Source organism: Cellulosimicrobium cellulans, from assembly GCF_024124905.1.
Lineage (GTDB): Bacteria > Actinomycetota > Actinomycetes > Actinomycetales > Cellulomonadaceae > Cellulosimicrobium > Cellulosimicrobium cellulans_G.
This window is the reverse complement of sequence record NZ_JAMXST010000004.1, coordinates 215,770-233,279: the sequence shown is the minus strand read 5'-3', so window position 1 is coordinate 233,279 and position 17,510 is coordinate 215,770. Positions and strand designations below refer to the sequence as shown.

The window sequence follows — 17,510 nt, the reverse complement described above, 5'->3', positions numbered from 1 at the left end:
GAGGCGTGCGAGGCGCACGGTCGCCCGCCGCGCGACGTCAGTCCGCGAGCTCCCAGCGGACGGTGACGCTCGCACGGACCTCCTGCGTGCCCGGCTCGACGACGAGCGCGTCGCTCGCGGCCTTGGCAGCCATCAGGCGCGGCACCGGGCCGGGCCCGCCGACGTCCTCGCGGACCTCCACGACCGGGCCGAGCGAGCGGCCCGCGAGCCGGGCGTACTGCTCCGCGCGCGCACGGGCGTCGGCGAACGCGGCGTCACGCGCCGCGACGGCGAGCGGGCCGGGGTCGCCGACGGCGAGGCTCGTCGAGTCGAGGCGCGCGACGGGACCCGCCGCGTCGAGCGCGGCGCGGACGATCTCGCCGCACGCCGCGACGTCGCGCACGGTCGCGCGCAGGGTGAGCCGTGCCGTCGTGCGCGGGCCGTCGTCGCGCTGCTCCGTCCACGTCGACGTCTGGGACGTGCGCACGTCCGCGGCGTCGACGCCCGCCGCGACGAGCGCGTCACGCGCCGCGGCGAGCCCCGCGTTCGCCCGGTCGAGGGCCTCCTGGACGCCGGGCGCGCTCGACTCCGCGCCCAGCTCGACGACCGCGACGTCCGGTGCCGCGGTCACCGCCCCCTGACCGGTGGTCGTCACTCCCGAGCCGCCCACGACCCCTCCCGTCAGCTGTTGCCGTCGAAGAGCGAGGTGACCGACCCGTCGTCGAACACCTCGCGGATGGCGCGCGCGACGAGCGGCGCGATGGAGAGCACGGTGAGCTGCGGGAACTGCTTGTCCGCGGCGATGGGCAGCGTGTCGGTGATGACGACCTCGCTCGCCCCGCACTCGGAGAGGCGCTGCGCCGCCGGGTCGGACAGCACGCCGTGCGTCGCCGCCACGATGACCGACCGCGCCCCCGCGGCGAGGATGACGCGCACCGCCTCGGCGATGGTGCCGCCGGTGTCGATGAGGTCGTCGACCAGCACGCAGTCGCGGCCCTCGACGTCGCCCACGACGCGGTTGGCGACCGCCTGGTTCGGGCGCGTCACGTCGCGCGTCTTGTGCACGAACGCGAGGGGCCCGCCGCCGAGCTTCGCGGCCCACTGCTCGGCGACGCGGATGCGGCCGGCGTCCGGAGAGACGACCGTGACGTTCGACGTGTCGACGCGCGTGCGCACGTAGTCGGTGAGGATCGGCATCGCCCACAGGTGGTCGACCGGGCCGTCGAAGAAGCCCTGCGTCTGGGCGGCGTGCAGGTCGACGCTCATGAGGCGGTCCGCGCCCGCGGCGGTGAACAGGTCGGACATGAGGCGGGCCGAGATCGGCTCGCGGCCGCGGTGCTTCTTGTCCTGGCGGGCGTAGCCGTAGAACGGCTGGACGACCGTGATGGTCCGGGCCGAGGCGCGCTTGGCCGCGTCGACCATGAGCAGCTGCTCCATGATCCACTGGTTGATCGGCGCGGTGTGGCTCTGGAGGATGAAGACGTCGGCGCCGCGCACCGACTCGCCGAACCGGACGTAGATCTCGCCGTTCGCGAAGTCGTACGCGGTGGTGGGCAGCAGGTCGATGCCCAGCTCCCGCGCGACGTCGTTGGCCAGCTCGGGGTGCGCGCGCCCCGAGGCGAGGACGAGGGACTTCTCCCCGTTGCCGGCGATCGTGCTGCTCATACCAGTGGGTTCCTTCGGTGGTGTTTCCGGGTGCGGGGTAGGTCTGAGGAGGTCTCGGCCGGTCGCGGTCAGTCTGCCGTGGTCGCGGGGCGACCGCCACGCAGCGCCTCGAGCGTGTGCTCCAGCTCGGGCCCGGGCGGCGGCGGGGTCGGGCGCTCGGCGGTCGCGGCGGCGCTCTGGTCCGCGAGCTGCGCCTGGGCCTGCGCACCGAGCGGCGGCGCCTCGGGGTCGCTCGCGCGCGCGGCGGCCGCGGCGTCGGCCGCCGGGGTGCCGGGGCGGCGGCGCTCGACCCAGCCCTCGATGTTGCGCTGCTGCCCGCCGCTCACCCCGAGCGCACCCGCGGGCACGTCGCGGCGGATGACCGAGCCGGCGGCGGTGTAGGCGCCGTCGCCCACGGACACCGGCGCGACGAACATGTTGTCCGCGCCCGTGCGCGCGTGCGAGCCGATCACCGTGCGGTGCTTGTGGACGCCGTCGTAGTTGACGGTGACCGACGCGGCGCCGATGTTCGTGTGCTCGCCGATCGTCGCGTCCCCCACGTAGGACAGGTGCGGGATCTTGGAACCCTCGCCGATCTCCGCGTTCTTCGTCTCGACGAACGTGCCGATCTTGCCCTGGGCGCCGAGGACGGTGCCGGGCCGCAGGTAGGCGAACGGGCCGACGGACGTGCCCGCCCCCAGGACCGCGAGGCTGCCGTGCGTCCGGGTCACCGTCGCGCCCGCGCCGACCTCGGTGTCGGTGAGCGTCGTGTCCGGACCGATCGTCGCGCCCTCGGCGACGACCGTCGCCCCGTGGAGCTGCGTGCCGGGGAGCAGGGTCACGTCGCGCGCGAGCTCGACGTCGACGTCGACCCACGTCGTCGCCGGGTCGACGACGGTCACGCCCTCGCGCATCCAGTCCTCGAGGATCCGGCGGTTGAGCTCCGCGCGCAGCGTCGCGAGCTGCACGCGGTCGTTGACGCCCTCGACGATCGTCGGGTCCGCCGAGACGAGCGCCCGGACCGTGCCGCCCTCGGCGCGCGCCGCCGCGACGACGTCCGTCAGGTAGACCTCGCCCTGCGCGTTGTCGCGGCCGAGCGTGCCCAGGCCGCGCCGCAGGACCGCGGCGTCGAACACGTAGATCGACGCGTTGACCTCGCGGATCGCGCGCTCGTCGGCCGACGCGTCCTTGTGCTCGACGATCCGCTGCACGTCGCCCGACCCGTCGCGCACGACGCGCCCGTAGCCGGTCGCGTCCTCGAGCTCGGTCGTCAGCATCGTCACCGCGTTGCCGTCCACGACGTGCGCGGCGAGGAGCTGGGCGAGCGTGCCGCCGTCGAGCAGGGGGGTGTCGCCCGCGGTCACGACCACGGGGCCCTCGAGCCCGTCGCCGAGGCCGCGCCCCTCCTCGCCGTCGGGCACGCCGTGCAGCAGCGCCTGCGCGTGGGCCTTGGCGTCGAGCGCGGCGAGCGCGCACTGCACCGCGCGCCCGGTGCCGGGGATCTCGTCCTGGTCCACGACCACCGCGTCCGGGTCGACCGAGAGGGCGTGCTCGGCGACGCGGTCGCGCTCGTGCCGCACGACGACGGCGAGCCGCGCCGGGTCGAGCGAGCGCGCCGCGACGAGCACGTGCCCGAGCAGGCTGCGCCCCGCGAGCGTGTGGAGCATCTTCGGGGTGGACGACTTCATCCGCGTGCCCTCGCCGGCGGCGAGGACGATCACGGCAGCGGGGGCGACGGCGGGGTCGGTTCCCTGCTGAGCTTCCATGGGTGTTCCCCTCGGGATCGGTGGCACGAGCTCCGCCCCCAGGACTCGAACCTGGACCAAGGGCACCAAAAACCCTTGTGCTGCCGATTACACCAAGGCGGATCGGACCCGGCGACGCTCGCGCCCGGTGCGTTCCCGGGCCACGACGGGCGGGGTGGGTCCGGGAACAGTCTGCCAGGTCGCTCCCCGTGCCCGACGCCGGTCGTGCCCGTCTCGTCCGGTCCGCACCCCGGTCCCCGCTCACCGTGGTAGTTGCCTGCGCCACACCCGTGCGCGTGCGCACGCGGGGCGCGGCGGCGGGTGCACGGCATGATGGACCCCGTGGCCGAGTCCAGACGCACCCCCCGATCCCGCATGACCGCGAGCCAGCGGCGCGAGCAGCTGCTCGCCGTGAGCCGCGGGCTCTTCGCCGAGAAGGGGTTCGAGGGGACGAGCGTCGAGGAGATCGCCGCGCGCGCCGAGGTGTCCAAGCCCGTCGTGTACGAGCACTTCGGCGGCAAGGAGGGCATCTACGCCGTCGTCGTGGACCGCGAGGTCCAGGCGCTCACGGCGGCGCTCTCCGGCGCGCTCGACGAGGGCGGCCACCCCAAGGTCCTGCTCGAGCGCACCGCGCTCGCGCTCCTGTCCTACATCGAGGCGTCCGAGGACGGGTTCCGCATCCTCGTGCGCGACTCCCCCGTCGCCCAGGCCACGGGGACGTTCTCCAGCCTCATCGGCGACGTCGCGACCCAGGTCGAGCACCTGCTCGCCCACCAGTTCCGCACGCGCGGTCTCGACCCGAAGGTCGCGCCCATCTACGCGCAGATGCTCGTCGGCATGGTCGCGCTCACCGGGCAGTACTGGCTCGACGTGCGCTCGCCCAAGAAGACCGAGGTCGCGGCGCACCTCGTCAACCTCGCGTGGAACGGCCTCGCGGACATGGAGAAGCGCCCGCACCTCATCACGACCAAGTCCTGACGCGTCCGTCCACGGGGCGCCCGGGGAAACTTCTCCGAACCCGCGTCATGGCGCCCGGGCGCACCCGTCTCTCCTTGCGGAAGCACGAGACCGACGAAGCGGGGGCACTTCATGCACGGGCACGACCGGTCCACCGACCGCACGCACGAGGACCGTCGGGACGAGATCCGTCCCACGGTCTGGGGGTACTCGACCTGGACGACGGCGCGCTGCCTCCACGGGGCCGTCGCCGGGGCGCCGGACCGCATCGTCCAGCGCACCGACGTGCTGGTCCCCGGCCTGACCCCCCGCGAGCTCGACCGGGTGCGGCGGCACGCCGAGTGGCACGCGTCGGTCGACGGCGTGCGCCTGGGGCTCGTCGCGGGCGCGGCGACCGCGATCGCCGCGGTCCTCGTCGGGCACGCCCTGGAGCCCGTCGCCCTCGTCCTCGTCGCCGCGGTCCTCGGCGTCTCGGCCGCGCTCCTCACGCGCGTCCTCCTGCACGTCGCCGGCCCCCGGCTCTCGCGCGTCGAGCGCCGGGCCCTGCGCGACGCCGTCGAGATCCGACGCGTGCGCATCGCGCCCCCGACGTCCGCGGGCATGCGCGTCCTCGTCGCGATGAGCGCCGTCGAGTCGGTCTCCGCGCGTCTCGACGAGCGGGAGGCCGCGATCGCGCGCGAGCTCCTCTGGGCCGCGCTCGACGCCGTCCGGCGCGACGACGTCGCCGACGTCGACCACGCGACCGGCGCGATGCTCCGCCTCACCGTGCGGGCCGCGCGCTCCCCCCTGCCGCCCGTGCGCGACGAGCACCGGGGCTGAGCGCCCGCCCCGGTCCCGGGGACGGCCCGCCCGGGCCGTCGGGTGGGTGCAGGACGTGACATCTGTCCCGTGCCGGACGCGCGACCCCGTGGTTGTCTGGGGCGCATGGCGACACTCGAGATCGACTCGCTGACCAAGACCTACGGCGACGTGCGCGCCCTGCGCGGGACGTCGTTCGACGTGCGCGCCGGGGAGATCTTCGGCTTCGTCGGCTCCAACGGCGCCGGCAAGACCACGACCATGCGCATCGTCCTCGGCGTGCTCGCCGCCGACGGCGGCGAGGTGCGCTGGGACGGGCGGCCGATCGACCTCGCCGCGCGGCGGCGCATCGGCTACATGCCCGAGGAACGCGGGCTCTACCCGCGCATGAAGGTCGGCGAGCAGCTCGTCTACCTCGCGCGGCTGCACGGGCTGTCCGCCGCCGAGGCGAAGGACGCGATGGAACGCTGGACCACGACCCTCGGCGTCGAGGCCCGCCGCGGCGACGAGGTGCAGAAGCTCTCGCTCGGCAACCAGCAGCGCGTCCAGCTCGCCGCCGCGCTCACCCACGATCCCGAGCTGCTCGTGCTCGACGAGCCGTTCAGCGGGCTCGACCCCGTCGCCGTCGACGTCATGAGCAACGTGCTCCGCGACCGCGCCGAGGCGGGCGTCCCCGTCGTCTTCTCCTCGCACCAGCTCGACCTCGTGGAGCGCCTGTGCGACCGGGTCGGGATCATCAAGGACGGCGCGATGGTCGAGGTCGGCACGATCGACGAGCTCCGCCGGACCGAGACCGAGAGGTGGGTCGTGGACGGGCCGCCCGGGGCGACGTGGATCGGCGCCGTGCCCGACGCACGGGCCGTCAGCCTGGAGGGTTCCCGCACCGTCGTCGAGCTCGCGCAGGACGACCGGACCGCGGGCGACGGCGCCGCCGTCGACGGGGCGAGCGGGCGCGAGCAGGCCGTGCTGCGCGCGGCGCTCGCCGCCGGACCGGTGCACGAGTTCTCGCTCGTCCGGCCGTCGCTCACCGAGCTGTACCGCGACGTCGTGAGCGCCGAGGAGAAGCCGGCCGCCGCGGCCGCCGAGACCGTGGAGGTGGGGGCATGAGCACGGGGACCTCGTTGACGTCCTGGGGCGCGATCCGCCTCGTCGCGAGCCGCGAGATCATGACGCGGCTCCGCTCGAAGTCGTTCGTCTGGCTCACCGTGATCCTCGTCGGCGCGGTCGTGCTCGGCGGGCTCGTGCTCAACGCCGCGAGCTCGTCCGGCCCGACCGCCGAGCGCGTCGGCGTCACGCCGCAGACCGCCGCGCTCGCGGAGTCGATCGAGGCCACGGGCGGCACGCTCGGCACCGAGGTCGAGACCGTCGACGTCGCCGACGACGCCGCGGGCGAGGCCCAGGTGCGCGACGGCGACCTCGACGCCCTCGTCACCGGCTCCGCCGACGCGCCCACCGTCGTCGTGGACACCGAGCTCTCCCCCGGCCTCACGGCCGTCTTCACGACCCTCGCCCAGCAGACCGCGCTGTCCGACGCCGTCGCGAGCCTCGGCGGCGACCCCGCCCAGGTCGCGGGCGACATCGCGACCGCCGAGCCGACCGTCCGCACGATCGGCGAACCCAGCGAGTTCGACCCGACCCGCTACGTCACCGGCCTCGTCACCGGGATCCTGCTCTTCATGGCCATCATGATCAGCGGCCAGCTCATCGCGCAGGGCGTCGTCGAGGAGAAGACGAGCCGCGTCGTCGAGCTCCTGCTCTCGACCGTCCGGCCCTGGCAGCTCATGGCGGGCAAGGTGCTCGGGATCGGCCTGGTGGGGCTGGGGCAGGTCGCGCTCGTCGTGCTCGCGGGCGTCGGGACCGCGCTCGGCCTCGGCCTCGTCGACACGTCGACGATCGACCTCGGCACCGCGGCCGTCTGGGCGCTCGTGTGGTTCGTCGTCGGGTTCGTGAGCTACGCGCTCCTCATGGCCGGCCTCGGCGCGCTCGTCTCGCGCCAGGAGGACGTCGGCGCCGTCACGACCCCCGTCACGTTCCTCATGATCGTGCCGTACGTCGTGGGCATCTCCGTCGCGCCCTGGGCCCCGGACAACCCGCTCGTCGTGTGGCTGTCGTTCGTCCCGCTGTGCTCGCCGCTCCTCATGCCCGTGCGCATCGCGCTCGGCAGCGCCGAGACCTGGGAGGCGCTCCTCGCGCTCGGCCTCTCGCTCGCCGTCGTCCCCGTGCTCGTGTGGCTCGCCGCGAAGATCTACTCCAACGCGGTGCTGCGCACCGGCGCCCGCGTCCGGCTCAAGGACGCCCTCCGCACCACCTGACCCGGGGCCACGCGAGGTAGAACCGTGGTCGGCCGAGGTAGAGCCCTGGTCGGCCGAGGTAGAGCCGTGGTCGCGCGGGGTAGAGCCGTGGCCATGCCCGACGGCGTGTGGTCGCGTTGGGTGGTCGGGGTGGGTGGTGGTGCCGCGTCTACCATCCGCCGCTCGTTCCTCGCGGCTCCCGCCAGGCCCGACCACGACGCGGCACCACCACCCACCCCGCCCGACGTCGTCTCACCCTGGTCGTCGCTCACCCGGGCAGCTGCCCGCGGTGACAGGTTCGCGACGACGGTCCGCGACGCGGCCGGCAACCGCGGTTCTGCTTCGGTCGACCAGGGCTCTACCTCGCGCGACCACGGCTCTACCTCGCGCGACCAGGGCTCTACCTCGCGACGCCGGTTCTCCGACGGCGTGCGGTAACGACAGGCGGGCCGTCAAGAGTCTTGATGTCGAGACACATCGAGTACCCTCGCGTCATGGAGCAGCAGCACGAGGACGAGGTCGACCGCATCGTCGCGGCGTGGCAGCGCGAGCGCCCCGACCTCGACGTCGAGCCGCTCACGGTGTTCTCGCGCGTCGACCGGCTCGCCCGGCACCTCGACCGCGCGCGGCGTACGGCGTTCGCGCGGGGGCACCTGGAGACGTGGGAGTTCGACGTGCTGTCGGCGCTGCGTCGGGCCGGCGAGCCGTACCGCCTGTCGCCCGGGGCGCTGGTCACGCAGACGCTCGTGACGAGCGGGACCATGACGAACCGCATCGACCGGCTCGAGGAGCGCGGGCTCGTCGTGCGCCGCCGGTCCCCCGACGACCGGCGCGGCGTGCTCGTGGAGCTCACGCCCGAGGGGCTGGAGCGCGTCGACACGGCGATGACCGACCTGCTCGCGGTGGAGGCCCGCATCCTCGACGCGCTGGAGCCCGGGGGCCGCCCTGCGCTCGCGGCGCTCCTGCGTACAGTCGTAGGACAGTTCGACGACTGACCGACGGCCCGGCTGATCGGGCGGGCGGCGTCGACGCGCCCGCACCCGGAGGTCACCGCCCGATGCCGCCGCCCCGCCCGATCACGTTCCGCGGCGGGATCGACGGCGTGCTGCTCGTCGCGGTGCTGCTGGTCGCGGTCAACCTGCGCGCGCCGCTCACGGCGCTGCCGCCGGTCGTCGCGGACGTCGCGGCGGACCTGCACCTCACCGCGGCGGCCGCGGGACTGCTCACGGGCATCCCCGTGCTCTGCTTCGCCGTGGCGACGCCAGCGGTCGCGGGGCTGCTGGGGCGGTCGTCGCTGCGCACCGCGATCGCGGTCGCGCTCGGGCTGATCCTCGCCGGGACGCTCCTGCGCTCGGCGGACCTCTCCGCCCTCGGCACGGCTGGCCTCGGCACCGCCGGGACGTTCGCCGGGACGGTGCTCCTGGGGCTCGGCATCACGACGGCGAACCTCGCCGTCCCGATGATCGCGCAGCGCGACTTCCCCGGGCACGTCGCGACGGTGACGGGCCTGTACACGGCGGTGATCAACGTGGGGACCGTCGCGACGACCGCGCTCACCGCGCCCCTGGCCGACGCCGTCGGGTGGCGCTGGGCGCTCGCGTCCTGGTCCGTCCTCGCGGTCGTCGCGCTCGCGTGGTGGCTGCGCGCGGTCCCGCGCGAACCGAGCAGGCCCGGGCGGGCGACGACCACCCCGGCGAGCCGGCCGGCGTCGGGCACGACGGCACCCGACCCCGGAGAGCGGCCCGCACCGCACGACGCGGGTGGTGGGGACGACGGCGCCTCCCCCGACCCGGGCAGGCTCGCCTCCGCGGCCGCGGAGGGCGTCACGGGCACCGACCCCGCCGCCGCCCGCGAGCGCCACGTCCTCGCGACGCCGTTCACGTGGTGGCTGTGCGCGATGTTCGCGCTCCAGTCGTCGAGCTTCTACGCGCTCACGGCGTGGCTGCCGCTCATCCTGGAGGACCTGGCGGGGATCCCCCGCGCGGCGTCGGGCGGGGCGGCGTCGCTGTTCCAGGGGTTCGCGATCGTCGGCGGGCTCGCCGTGCCGCTCGCGGTGCGGCGATGGTCGCTGCGTCAGAGCTTCGCCGTGATCGCGGTGCTGTGGCTGACGCTGCCGGTCGGTCTGCTCGTCGCGCCGGACCTGTGGGCGGTGTGGGCGTCGATGGCCGGGATCGCACAGGCGGCGAACTTCGTGGTCATCTTCACGCTCGTCGCGCAACGCTTCCCGACCGTCCGCCGGGGACGTCAGGCCTCGGCGACGGTGCAGTCGGTGGGCTACTGCCTCGCGGCGGTCGCCCCGACCCTGGCCGGGGCCCTGCACACGGCGACCGGAACGTGGACGACGCCGGTCGCCGTCGTGCTCGGCGCGCTCGTGCTCATGACGGGGATCGGACTCGCCCTCACGGGATCCCCCCGCTCTCACGCGAGGTAGCCGCCACCGCTCTACCTCGGGAGACCACGGCTCCACCTCGCGCTACCACGGGTCTACCTCGCGCGACCAGGGTTCTCCCTCGTGCCCCGCCCCCTCGGCGGGCACCCCGCCCTTGACCCGCGCGTCGAGGCGTGTTTATGGTGTACACATCGTTTATGCCATACACGCCCGTGTGCGCCGCACACCGGCCAGCACGTCCGACCGAGAAGGAGAAGGCGATGACCGAACCGATGATCGCCGTGCAGGGGCTCGAGAAGTCCTACGGCGACCACGCCGTGCTGCGCGGCGTCGACCTGACCGTGCGCCGCGGCGAGATCTTCGCGCTGCTCGGGCCCAACGGCGCCGGCAAGACCACGACCGTCAACATCCTCACGACCCTCGTCCGCCCCGACGGCGGCACGGCCCGCGTCGCGGGGGCCGACGTCGTGCACGACGCGGCGCGCGTGCGCGAGACCATCGCGCTCACGGGCCAGTACGCGTCGGTGGACGAGTTCCAGACGGGCCGCGAGAACCTCGTGATGATGGGCGAGCTCGCCCACCTGCCCCGGCGCTCGGTGCGTCGACGCGCGGACGAGCTCCTCGCCCGCTTCGACCTCGCCGACGCCGCCGACCGCCGCGTCGGGACGTACTCGGGCGGCATGCGGCGCCGCCTCGACCTCGCGATCAGCCTCGTCGCCGACCCGGCCGTCCTCGTCCTGGACGAGCCGACGACGGGGCTCGACCCCGCCTCGCGCGCCCAGCTCTGGGACGTGGTGCGCGGCCTGGCGGCCGACGGCACGACGGTCCTGCTCACGACCCAGTACCTGGAGGAGGCCGACCGCCTCGCCGACACGATCGCCGTCCTGCACGACGGCCGCGTCGCCGCGCGCGGCACGGCCGCCGAGCTCAAGGCCCTCGTCGCCGGCGACCACGTCCGGGTCGCGTTCGACGACCCCGCGAGCCTCGCGGCCGCCGTCGGGCTCGCGCCGACGCTGGGGCTCGCCCGCCCGACCACGGACGACAAGGACCTGTCGCTCACCGCGCCGAGCGACGAGCCCGTCCGCACGATCCGCGACGTCCTCGCCGCAGCCGACTCCCACGACCTCGCCGTCGTCGGGGTCAGCGTCGTCAAGCCCACGCTCGACGACGTCTTCCTCGCTCTGACCCGGAAGGAGGGCGCCCGATGAGCGCCACCACGCCCACGCTCGCGACGTCGCCCGCGCGCCCGCCGCGCACCGCCGCACGCGCCCGGCAGACACCCGCGACCGCCGCGCGCGACGTGCGGACGATGGTCGCGCGCGAGACGCGCCGCCAGCTCCGCAGCGTCGACGGCCTCATCACCGCGTTCGTGCTGCCCGTGATGATCATGCTGGTCTTCGTCGTCATCTTCGGCGGCGCGATCGGTGGGGACGACTACATCGACTACGTCGTCCCGGGCGTGCTCGTCATGTGCCTCGGGTTCGGCTCGGCGACGGCCGCCGTGGGGGTCGCGCAGGACATGACCTCGGGCACGATCGACCGGTTCAAGACGCTGCCGATCTTCGGACCGTCCGCGCTGTGGGGGCACGTCGTGGCGAGCGTGGCGCGCAACCTCGCGTCCGCGGTCGTCGTCGTGGCCGTCGCGCTCGCGCTGGGCTTCCGGCCCGACGCCGGGCTCGGCGACTGGCTGGGCCTCGTCGCGTTCGCCGTGCTCGCGGTGCTCACGTTCACGTGGCTGAGCGTCGCGCTCGGGCTGGTGCTGAGCGTCGAGGCGTCGCAGTCGGTGAACTTCCTGTTCCTGTTCGTGCCCTACCTCAGCTCGGGCTTCGTCGAGATCGACACGATGCCCTCGTGGCTGCACGGCTTCGCCGAGAACCAGCCGTTCACGCCGATCATCGAGACCTTCCGCGGCCTCCTCGCGGGGTCGCCCGACGCGACGACGGTCCTCACGGCCGTAGCGTGGCTCGTGGGCTTCCTGGTCGTGAGCTGCGCCGCCGGCTCCGTCCTCTACCGCCGCCGAACGGCCCGCTGACCCCCTCCGCCGAGCAGGTGGTCCTGGCACGTCCAGCCGACCCGGACGAGCCAGGACCACCTGCTCGCGGCACCGGGACGGCCTGGTCGGCCACCGGTACGCACTGGTTCGGCACCGGTCGGGGGAGGATGAACCCATGACGGACGCACCCGACCTCCCGCCCCGGCTCGCGCTCGCGTGGGGCGTCGCCGAACGGCCCGAGCGCACGCCCAAGCGCGAGCTGAGCATCGAGCGGATCGTCGACACCGCCATCGAGATCGCGGACGCCGACGGGCTCGGCGCGGTCTCCATGGCGAAGGTCGCGCAGAGCCTCGGCTTCACGACGATGTCGCTCTACCGGTACGTGACGAGCAAGGACGACCTGCTGCTGCTCATGCAGGAGGCGGCGCTCGACGTCGAGTACCCGCCCGCGCACGAGCCCGCGGACTGGCGCGCGGAGCTGCGCGAGTGGGCGCAGTTCACCATGGCGGTGTTCGCGTCCCACCCGTGGTTCCTCGACATCCCGGTGACCGGCGCGCCGCTCACGCCGAACAACCTGCGCGGGGCCGACAGCGCCCTGCGCGCCCTGCGCTCCACGCCGCTCGACGACGAGGAGAAGATGTCGGTCATCCTGCTCGTGAGCGGCTACGCGCGGAACGCCGCCCGACTGCAGTCGGACCTGGCCCGCGCGGTCACCGAGGCCGGGGCCGACGAGACCGTCCTGGGTGGCGGCTGGGGCGGCGCGTTGCGCGACCTCGTCGACGAGGTGCGCTTCCCCTACCTGCGCCCCCTCGTGGAGGCGGGGACGTACGCCGAGGAGGGCGCGATCGACGACACCGCGTGGGGCCTCGAGCGCGTGCTCGACGGGATCGCGGTCTACGTGGACGCCCGCGCGGCCGGAGCCCCGGGCGCGGGGCGCCGCGCCCCGGCGTCCGACGACCCGCCGGCCCCGGCGGAGGCCGCGGGGACCGACCCGCGCGACGCCGTCGCCCCGGTCGAGATGGCCGTGCACGTCAAGGACCCGAAGGTGAAGAAGGCGACGCTCAAGCGGCGCGACGCCGAGCGCCGCGTCCGCGAGGCGCAGAAGAAGGTGCGCGAGCTCGAGAAGGCGCTGCGCGAGGCGGAGAATGCCGAGCGCGAGACGGCGCGGGCTGCGGTGGAGAAGGCACGCGGCTGACCCAGGGGGCGGCACCGCCACCGCGAGAGAGCGACGCACCGCCGAGATCGCGCCCCTGGGAACCAGGGGTCGTTCTCGCGGCGGTGCGTCGCTCTCTCGGCGACGAGCTCACTCGGCGAGCGCGAAGCCCGTCGTCCAGGACGTCTTCTCCGCCGCGGCGAGCGTGAGCTGGAGGAAGCCGAGGGCCTCGAGCTCGTGAGCGCGCTTCAGCGACCCGGCGTCGACCACCCGGACGCCGGAGACGGCGCCGGCGAGCGCCGCCTTGGCCTCCGCGTCGTCGCCCGCGACCAGGACCGTCGTCGGGAGCGGGCCGACCTGCCCGGAGGCGAGGGTCGCGGCGAAGTTCGTGTTGAACGCCTTGAGCACGCGCGCGCCGGGAACGCGCTGCTGGAGCTGCGCCGCGGCCGACGAGCCGTCGGGCACGACGAGGGAGTCGAAGGTGGCGAAGTCGAGCGGGTTGGTGATGTCGACGACGACCTTGCCGTCGAGGCGGTCGGCGTAGAGGTCGACGACCTCCGCCACGGCCCCGTACGGGAGGGCGAGGACGACGACGTCGCCGGTGAGCTCGTCGCCGATCGTGCCGGCCGCGACCCGGGGGTCGAGGTCGGTCGCCTCGCGCGTGAGGACCTGCACCGCGCTGCCCGCGGCGAGCGCGAGACCGGCGATCGCCGAGCCCATGGTGCCGGCTCCGATGATGGTGATGCTGCTCATGGTGGCTTCCTTCCTCTGCCGGCCGCCCGGTCGGCTCTTAGTTGTTGCTACAACCATCACCGTACGGGGCTAAACTTGTAGCGTCAACTATTACGATGGTCACACCGGAGGAGGCACCATGACGACAGAACCCCGCTGGCTCGACGACCGGCAGCTCGACGCGTGGAAGCGGCTCGTGGCCGTGGTCGAGCTGCTCCCGGGCGTCCTGGACTCCCAGCTCCGGCGCGACGCCGACCTGAGCCACTTCGAGTACTACGTGCTCGCCATGCTCTCCGAGGCACGCGACCGCACCCTGCGCATGACCGACCTCGCGGGGGCCACCAACGCGACCCTCCCCCGGCTCTCCCACGTCGTGGCCCGGCTCGAGAAGCGCGGGCTCGTCGAGCGCGTCCCGTGCCCCGAGGACCGGCGCGCCACCAACGCGCACCTCACCGACGCCGGGTGGACCAAGCTCGTCGCGACGGCGCCGGGCCACGTCGCGACCGTCCGCGACCACGTGATCGACGCGCTCACACCCGACCAGGTCGAGCAGCTCGACGCCATCGCGGGCGCGATCCTCCAGCGCGTGGACCCCGACGACCGCATGGGCTTCCTGCGCCGCTGACCGCGGGCGCCCGGACTCGTCAGCCCGCGACCTCCGCCGCCTCGAGCCAGGCCGCCTCCAGCTCGTCCTTCTCGGCCGCGAGCGCGCGCAGCTCGGCGTCGAGCTCCGCGACCGCGGTGAAGTCCGTCGCGTTCGCGGCGATCTTCTCGTGCAGGCGGCCCTCGGCCTCGGCGATCTTCGACAGCCTCCGCTCGATGCGGTTGATCTCCTTCTTCGCGGCCCGGACCTCGGCGGCGCTCGGACCGGCCAGGTCGGGCGCGTCCTGCGCGCCGTCCGCGCCGCCGTCGGCCCCGGCGCCCGCCGCGGGCGCGAAGCCGCTCGACGACGCTCCCGCCCCCGCGAGCGCCGCGCGCCGCAGCTCGAGGTACTGCTCGACGCCGCCCGGCAGGTCCCGCACCTTGCCGTCCCCGAGCAGCGCGACCTGGCGGTCCGCGACGCGCTCCAGCAGGTAGCGGTCGTGCGAGACGACGATCAGCGTGCCGGGCCAGCCGTCGAGCAGGTCCTCGAGCGCGGCGAGCGTGTCGGTGTCGAGGTCGTTCGTCGGCTCGTCGAGCAGGAGCACGTTGGGCTCGGCGACGAGCAGTCGCAGGAGCTGGAGGCGGCGGCGCTCGCCGCCCGAGAGGTCGCGCACGAGGGTCTGCGACCGCTCGCGCGTGAACCCGAGCCGCTCGACGAGCTGGGACGCCGTGAGCTCCTTGCCGTCCACGACGACCGACCGCTTCTCGTCCTCGATCACCTGGATCACGCGGGACCCGGCGATGTCGTCGAGCTCGCCGACGTCCTGGGACAGCTCGGCGACGTGGACCGTCTTGCCGCGCTTGACGCGTCCCGCGTCGGGCTCGCGCCGTCCGGCGAGCAGGGCGAGGAGCGTCGTCTTGCCCGCGCCGTTGACCCCGACGACGCCGTACCGGTCGCCGGGCCCGAGGCGCCACGTGACGTCGTCGAGCAGCACGCGCTCGCCCGCGTCCTCACCAGCCGCCCCTCGCCGCGGGACCGCGACGGTGACGTCCTCCAGGTCGAGCACGTCCTTGCCGAGCCGCTTGGTCGCGGTGCGCGTGAGCTCGAGCGTGTCGCGCGGGGGCGGCACGTCGGCGATGAGCGCCGCGGCCGCGTCGAGGCGGAACTTGGGCTTCGACGTGCGCGCGGGCGCACCGCGACGCAGCCACGCGAGCTCCTTGCGCAGCAGGTTGTCGCGCTTCTCCGCCGCGACGGCGGCGGTGCGCTGGCGCTCGGCGCGCGCGAGCACGTAGGCGGCGTACCCGCCCTCGTAGCCCTCCACCGCGCCGGAGCCGTCGCCACGCACCTCCCACATGCGCGAGCAGACGGCGTCGAGGAACCAGCGGTCGTGGGTCACCACGACGAGCGCGCCCTTCGCGCCCGGGCGCGCGAACCGGTCGCCCAGGTGCGCGGCGAGCCACGCGACGCCCTCGACGTCGAGGTGGTTCGTGGGCTCGTCGAGGAACAGCACGTCGTGGTCGGCGACGAGGAGGGCCGCGAGCGCGACGCGGCGCCGCTGCCCGCCCGACAGCGTGTCCGCGGGAGCGTCGAGGTCGAGGTCGGCCAGCAGCCCCGCGTGGACGGTGCGGACGCTCGCGTCCGACGCCCAGGCGTGCGTCGCGGCGTCGCCGTGCACGAGGTCGCGGATCGTCGCGCCGGTGCCGACGTCGTCGCGCTGGTCGAGCAGGCCCACCCGCAGCCCGCCCACCCGGGTGACCCGGCCGCCGTCGGGCTGCTGCGTGCCCGCGAGCAGGCGCAGGAGCGTGGACTTGCCGGCGCCGTTGGGGCCGACGATGCCGACGCGGTCGCCGTCGTCGAGGCCGAGCGAGACGTCGTCGAGCAGGGTGCGGGTGCCGACGGTCAGCGAGATGCCGTCGGCGCCGAGAAGGTGAGCCACGCCGTCGAGGGTAGTCGGACGGGCGACCGCGTCGTGCCCGCGCCGGCGATGGGGACCCCTCCCCCTTGCCGCGGCGGTCGAGGTGTCCGAGGGTGGCTGGAGCATCCGTCTCGTCCGACCAAGGGATCCCATGTCGTTCTACGGCGCCGACGTCGCCGCGCTCCGCGGTCTCGCGAACACCTTCCAGGACCGCGCGGCGGCGCTGGACGCCCTGACGGCGTCGCTGCGTGCCGCCGTGACCGCGACCCCGTGGGCCGGTCCGGACGCGGACGCCCTGCGCGCACGCTGGCACGGCGAGATGGAGGCGGCCCTGCGCTCGGCGTCCGGCCTGCTCGACGACGGCGCGCAGCGGCTGCGCACCCAGGCCGAGCAGCAGGAGGGCGCGAGCGCCGCGGACGGCGGGTTCTCCGGCGGTGGCGGCTCCGGGGGCGCCGGCGGCGGCCGCACCGACCCGCCGTGGATCCCCAGCCTTCCCGGCATCCCTCGACCGCCGACGCTGCAGGAGCCGCCGCCCACGATCGTGGCGACGGAGCACGTCGTGTACGAGCAGGGCGGGGGCGTCGGTCCGTTCGAGGGGACCGCGGGCGTCGAGTACCGCATCGACGAGCTCTCCGACGGGACGTTCCGGGTCACGCAGCTCGCCGGCATGACCGGCGGCGTCGGCGCGGGCACGCCGACCCCGTACGTCGAGGCCCACGCGAACGAGCACGACGTGAACCTGGGCGGCCAGGCGAGCGCGTCCGGGGGCGCCGTGCTCAACGTGGGGACCGAGTACACCTTCCAGTCCCAGGACGAGGTCGACGAGTTCCTCGCCTACCAGCGGCGTCAGACGATGCACTACATGGGCCCGCAGCTCGGGTCGTACGAGCCCCCCGCCCCCGACGCCACGATCGTCGAGGGCGGCGCCTACGCGACCGGCTCGGGCGGGGCGGCGATCGTGCCCATGGCCGGTGGCAGCGCCGAGGTACCCGTCGAGGGCCTCGTCGGGACGCGCGTCGAGCACGGCACGGGTCTCACGACCGTCTACGTCCGCGGCGAGGCGGGCGCGAGCATCGAGGGGACCGGGATGATCCCGGGCAGCCAGGACGTCGGAGGGCCCGGGGTCTACGCGGTCACGTACGACGCGCAGGGGAACGTCGTGCCCAACCCGCCGAGCTCCCTCGTCACGACGCCCCCCGGCGGGACGGTCGTGAAGGAGGAGCGACTCGGGTTCTCCGCCGGCACGCCCCTGCCCGTCGTCGGCGGCGGGAGCGTCACGGCGGGCGGGACGCGCACCCGCACCGAGTACCCCGGCCAGGGCTGATCGGCGG

At 74.6% G+C, this 17,510-nt stretch carries 16 protein-coding genes and 1 tRNA gene; 11 read left to right on the top strand and 6 right to left on the bottom strand.

Annotated elements, in window-relative coordinates; translation table 11 throughout:
- Nucleotides 1–37: 37 nt before the first annotated feature.
- The 4 genes from NHH00_RS13295 to NHH00_RS13280 form a co-directional block, all read right to left on the bottom strand.
- Nucleotides 38–634, bottom strand: coding sequence for an SIMPL domain-containing protein (locus NHH00_RS13295; RefSeq protein ID WP_308202310.1), 597 nt, complete (start codon nt 632–634; stop codon nt 38–40).
- A gap of 26 nt (nt 635–660) precedes the next feature.
- Nucleotides 661–1,644 carry a ribose-phosphate diphosphokinase gene (locus NHH00_RS13290; protein WP_253052885.1) on the bottom strand — a complete coding sequence of 328 codons (984 nt, stop codon included), beginning with the start codon at nt 1,642–1,644 and terminating at the stop codon, nt 661–663.
- Between the two features lie 68 nt (nt 1,645–1,712).
- Nucleotides 1,713–3,389 carry a bifunctional UDP-N-acetylglucosamine diphosphorylase/glucosamine-1-phosphate N-acetyltransferase GlmU gene (gene glmU, locus NHH00_RS13285; protein WP_253052883.1) on the bottom strand — a complete coding sequence of 559 codons (1,677 nt, stop codon included), beginning with the start codon at nt 3,387–3,389 and terminating at the stop codon, nt 1,713–1,715.
- A 30-nt stretch (nt 3,390–3,419) separates the two neighbouring features.
- Nucleotides 3,420–3,491: transfer RNA gene (locus NHH00_RS13280), tRNA-Gln, on the bottom strand.
- 252 nt (nt 3,492–3,743) lie between these two features.
- On the opposite strand from NHH00_RS13280, the gene NHH00_RS13275 reads away from it, so the two are divergent.
- The 9 genes from NHH00_RS13275 (at nt 3,744) to NHH00_RS13235 (ending at nt 12,991) form a co-directional block, all read left to right on the top strand.
- Nucleotides 3,744–4,346 (top strand): TetR/AcrR family transcriptional regulator, encoded by a 603-nt coding sequence (locus NHH00_RS13275; RefSeq protein WP_253052881.1) that lies wholly within the window; start codon nt 3,744–3,746, stop codon nt 4,344–4,346.
- 111 nt (nt 4,347–4,457) lie between these two features.
- A complete protein-coding gene (locus NHH00_RS13270) occupies nt 4,458–5,144 on the top strand; it encodes a hypothetical protein (RefSeq protein WP_253052879.1) in 687 nt (228 codons plus the stop codon).
- Between the two features lie 105 nt (nt 5,145–5,249).
- Complete coding sequence (locus tag NHH00_RS13265; RefSeq protein WP_253052877.1) at nt 5,250–6,230, top strand: ABC transporter ATP-binding protein; 981 nt, start codon at nt 5,250–5,252, stop codon at nt 6,228–6,230.
- Complete coding sequence (locus tag NHH00_RS13260; RefSeq protein WP_253052875.1) at nt 6,227–7,435, top strand: ABC transporter permease; 1,209 nt, start codon at nt 6,227–6,229, stop codon at nt 7,433–7,435. Before NHH00_RS13265 ends, NHH00_RS13260 begins: the two co-directional genes overlap by 4 nt.
- A 473-nt stretch (nt 7,436–7,908) precedes the next feature.
- Nucleotides 7,909–8,409, top strand: a complete 501-nt coding sequence (locus NHH00_RS13255; RefSeq protein WP_205207463.1) for a MarR family winged helix-turn-helix transcriptional regulator — start codon at nt 7,909–7,911, stop codon at nt 8,407–8,409.
- Between the two features lie 62 nt (nt 8,410–8,471).
- Nucleotides 8,472–9,845, top strand: coding sequence for an MFS transporter (locus NHH00_RS13250; protein WP_253052873.1), 1,374 nt, complete (start codon nt 8,472–8,474; stop codon nt 9,843–9,845).
- Between the two features lie 218 nt (nt 9,846–10,063).
- Complete coding sequence (locus NHH00_RS13245; protein WP_253052871.1) at nt 10,064–11,011, top strand: ATP-binding cassette domain-containing protein; 948 nt, start codon at nt 10,064–10,066, stop codon at nt 11,009–11,011.
- The gene (locus tag NHH00_RS13240; RefSeq protein WP_253052869.1) at nt 11,008–11,835 is read left to right on the top strand and encodes an ABC transporter permease; all 828 of its coding nucleotides are present in this window, start codon (nt 11,008–11,010) and stop codon (nt 11,833–11,835) included. Before NHH00_RS13245 ends, NHH00_RS13240 begins: the two co-directional genes overlap by 4 nt.
- 136 nt (nt 11,836–11,971) lie before the next feature.
- The gene (locus tag NHH00_RS13235) at nt 11,972–12,991 is read left to right on the top strand and encodes a TetR/AcrR family transcriptional regulator C-terminal domain-containing protein (protein ID WP_253052867.1); all 1,020 of its coding nucleotides are present in this window, start codon (nt 11,972–11,974) and stop codon (nt 12,989–12,991) included.
- Between the two features lie 108 nt (nt 12,992–13,099).
- Here NHH00_RS13235 and NHH00_RS13230 read toward each other — a convergent pair whose 3' ends face one another.
- Nucleotides 13,100–13,702, bottom strand: a complete 603-nt coding sequence (locus NHH00_RS13230; RefSeq protein WP_253052865.1) for an NADPH-dependent F420 reductase — start codon at nt 13,700–13,702, stop codon at nt 13,100–13,102.
- Between the two features lie 118 nt (nt 13,703–13,820).
- Between NHH00_RS13230 and NHH00_RS13225 the strand changes: the two genes are divergently transcribed.
- Nucleotides 13,821–14,306: a MarR family winged helix-turn-helix transcriptional regulator gene (locus NHH00_RS13225; protein ID WP_253052863.1), complete on the top strand. Its 486-nt coding sequence runs from the start codon at nt 13,821–13,823 to the stop codon at nt 14,304–14,306.
- Between the two features lie 19 nt (nt 14,307–14,325).
- On the opposite strand, the gene NHH00_RS13220 is transcribed toward NHH00_RS13225, so the two are convergent.
- Complete coding sequence (locus NHH00_RS13220) at nt 14,326–16,200, bottom strand: ABC-F family ATP-binding cassette domain-containing protein (RefSeq protein WP_253052861.1); 1,875 nt, start codon at nt 16,198–16,200, stop codon at nt 14,326–14,328.
- 130 nt (nt 16,201–16,330) lie between these two features.
- Here NHH00_RS13220 and NHH00_RS13215 point away from each other — a divergent pair, with 130 nt between their 5' ends.
- Complete coding sequence (locus NHH00_RS13215; RefSeq protein WP_253052859.1) at nt 16,331–17,503, top strand: WXG100 family type VII secretion target; 1,173 nt, start codon at nt 16,331–16,333, stop codon at nt 17,501–17,503.
- Nucleotides 17,504–17,510: the final 7 nt, after the last annotated feature.

Coding starts and splice junctions, on each gene's coding strand:
- NHH00_RS13290 (WP_253052885.1), bottom strand. CDS start 1,644: ATGAGCAGCACGATCGCCGGCAACGGGGAGAAGTCCCTCGTCCTCGCC.
- glmU (WP_253052883.1), bottom strand. CDS start 3,389: ATGGAAGCTCAGCAGGGAACCGACCCCGCCGTCGCCCCCGCTGCCGTG.
- NHH00_RS13275 (WP_253052881.1), top strand. CDS start 3,744: ATGACCGCGAGCCAGCGGCGCGAGCAGCTGCTCGCCGTGAGCCGCGGG.
- NHH00_RS13270 (WP_253052879.1), top strand. CDS start 4,458: ATGCACGGGCACGACCGGTCCACCGACCGCACGCACGAGGACCGTCGG.
- NHH00_RS13265 (WP_253052877.1), top strand. CDS start 5,250: ATGGCGACACTCGAGATCGACTCGCTGACCAAGACCTACGGCGACGTG.
- NHH00_RS13260 (WP_253052875.1), top strand. CDS start 6,227: ATGAGCACGGGGACCTCGTTGACGTCCTGGGGCGCGATCCGCCTCGTC.
- NHH00_RS13255 (WP_205207463.1), top strand. CDS start 7,909: ATGGAGCAGCAGCACGAGGACGAGGTCGACCGCATCGTCGCGGCGTGG.
- NHH00_RS13250 (WP_253052873.1), top strand. CDS start 8,472: ATGCCGCCGCCCCGCCCGATCACGTTCCGCGGCGGGATCGACGGCGTG.
- NHH00_RS13245 (WP_253052871.1), top strand. CDS start 10,064: ATGACCGAACCGATGATCGCCGTGCAGGGGCTCGAGAAGTCCTACGGC.
- NHH00_RS13240 (WP_253052869.1), top strand. CDS start 11,008: ATGAGCGCCACCACGCCCACGCTCGCGACGTCGCCCGCGCGCCCGCCG.
- NHH00_RS13235 (WP_253052867.1), top strand. CDS start 11,972: ATGACGGACGCACCCGACCTCCCGCCCCGGCTCGCGCTCGCGTGGGGC.
- NHH00_RS13230 (WP_253052865.1), bottom strand. CDS start 13,702: ATGAGCAGCATCACCATCATCGGAGCCGGCACCATGGGCTCGGCGATC.
- NHH00_RS13225 (WP_253052863.1), top strand. CDS start 13,821: ATGACGACAGAACCCCGCTGGCTCGACGACCGGCAGCTCGACGCGTGG.
- NHH00_RS13215 (WP_253052859.1), top strand. CDS start 16,331: ATGTCGTTCTACGGCGCCGACGTCGCCGCGCTCCGCGGTCTCGCGAAC.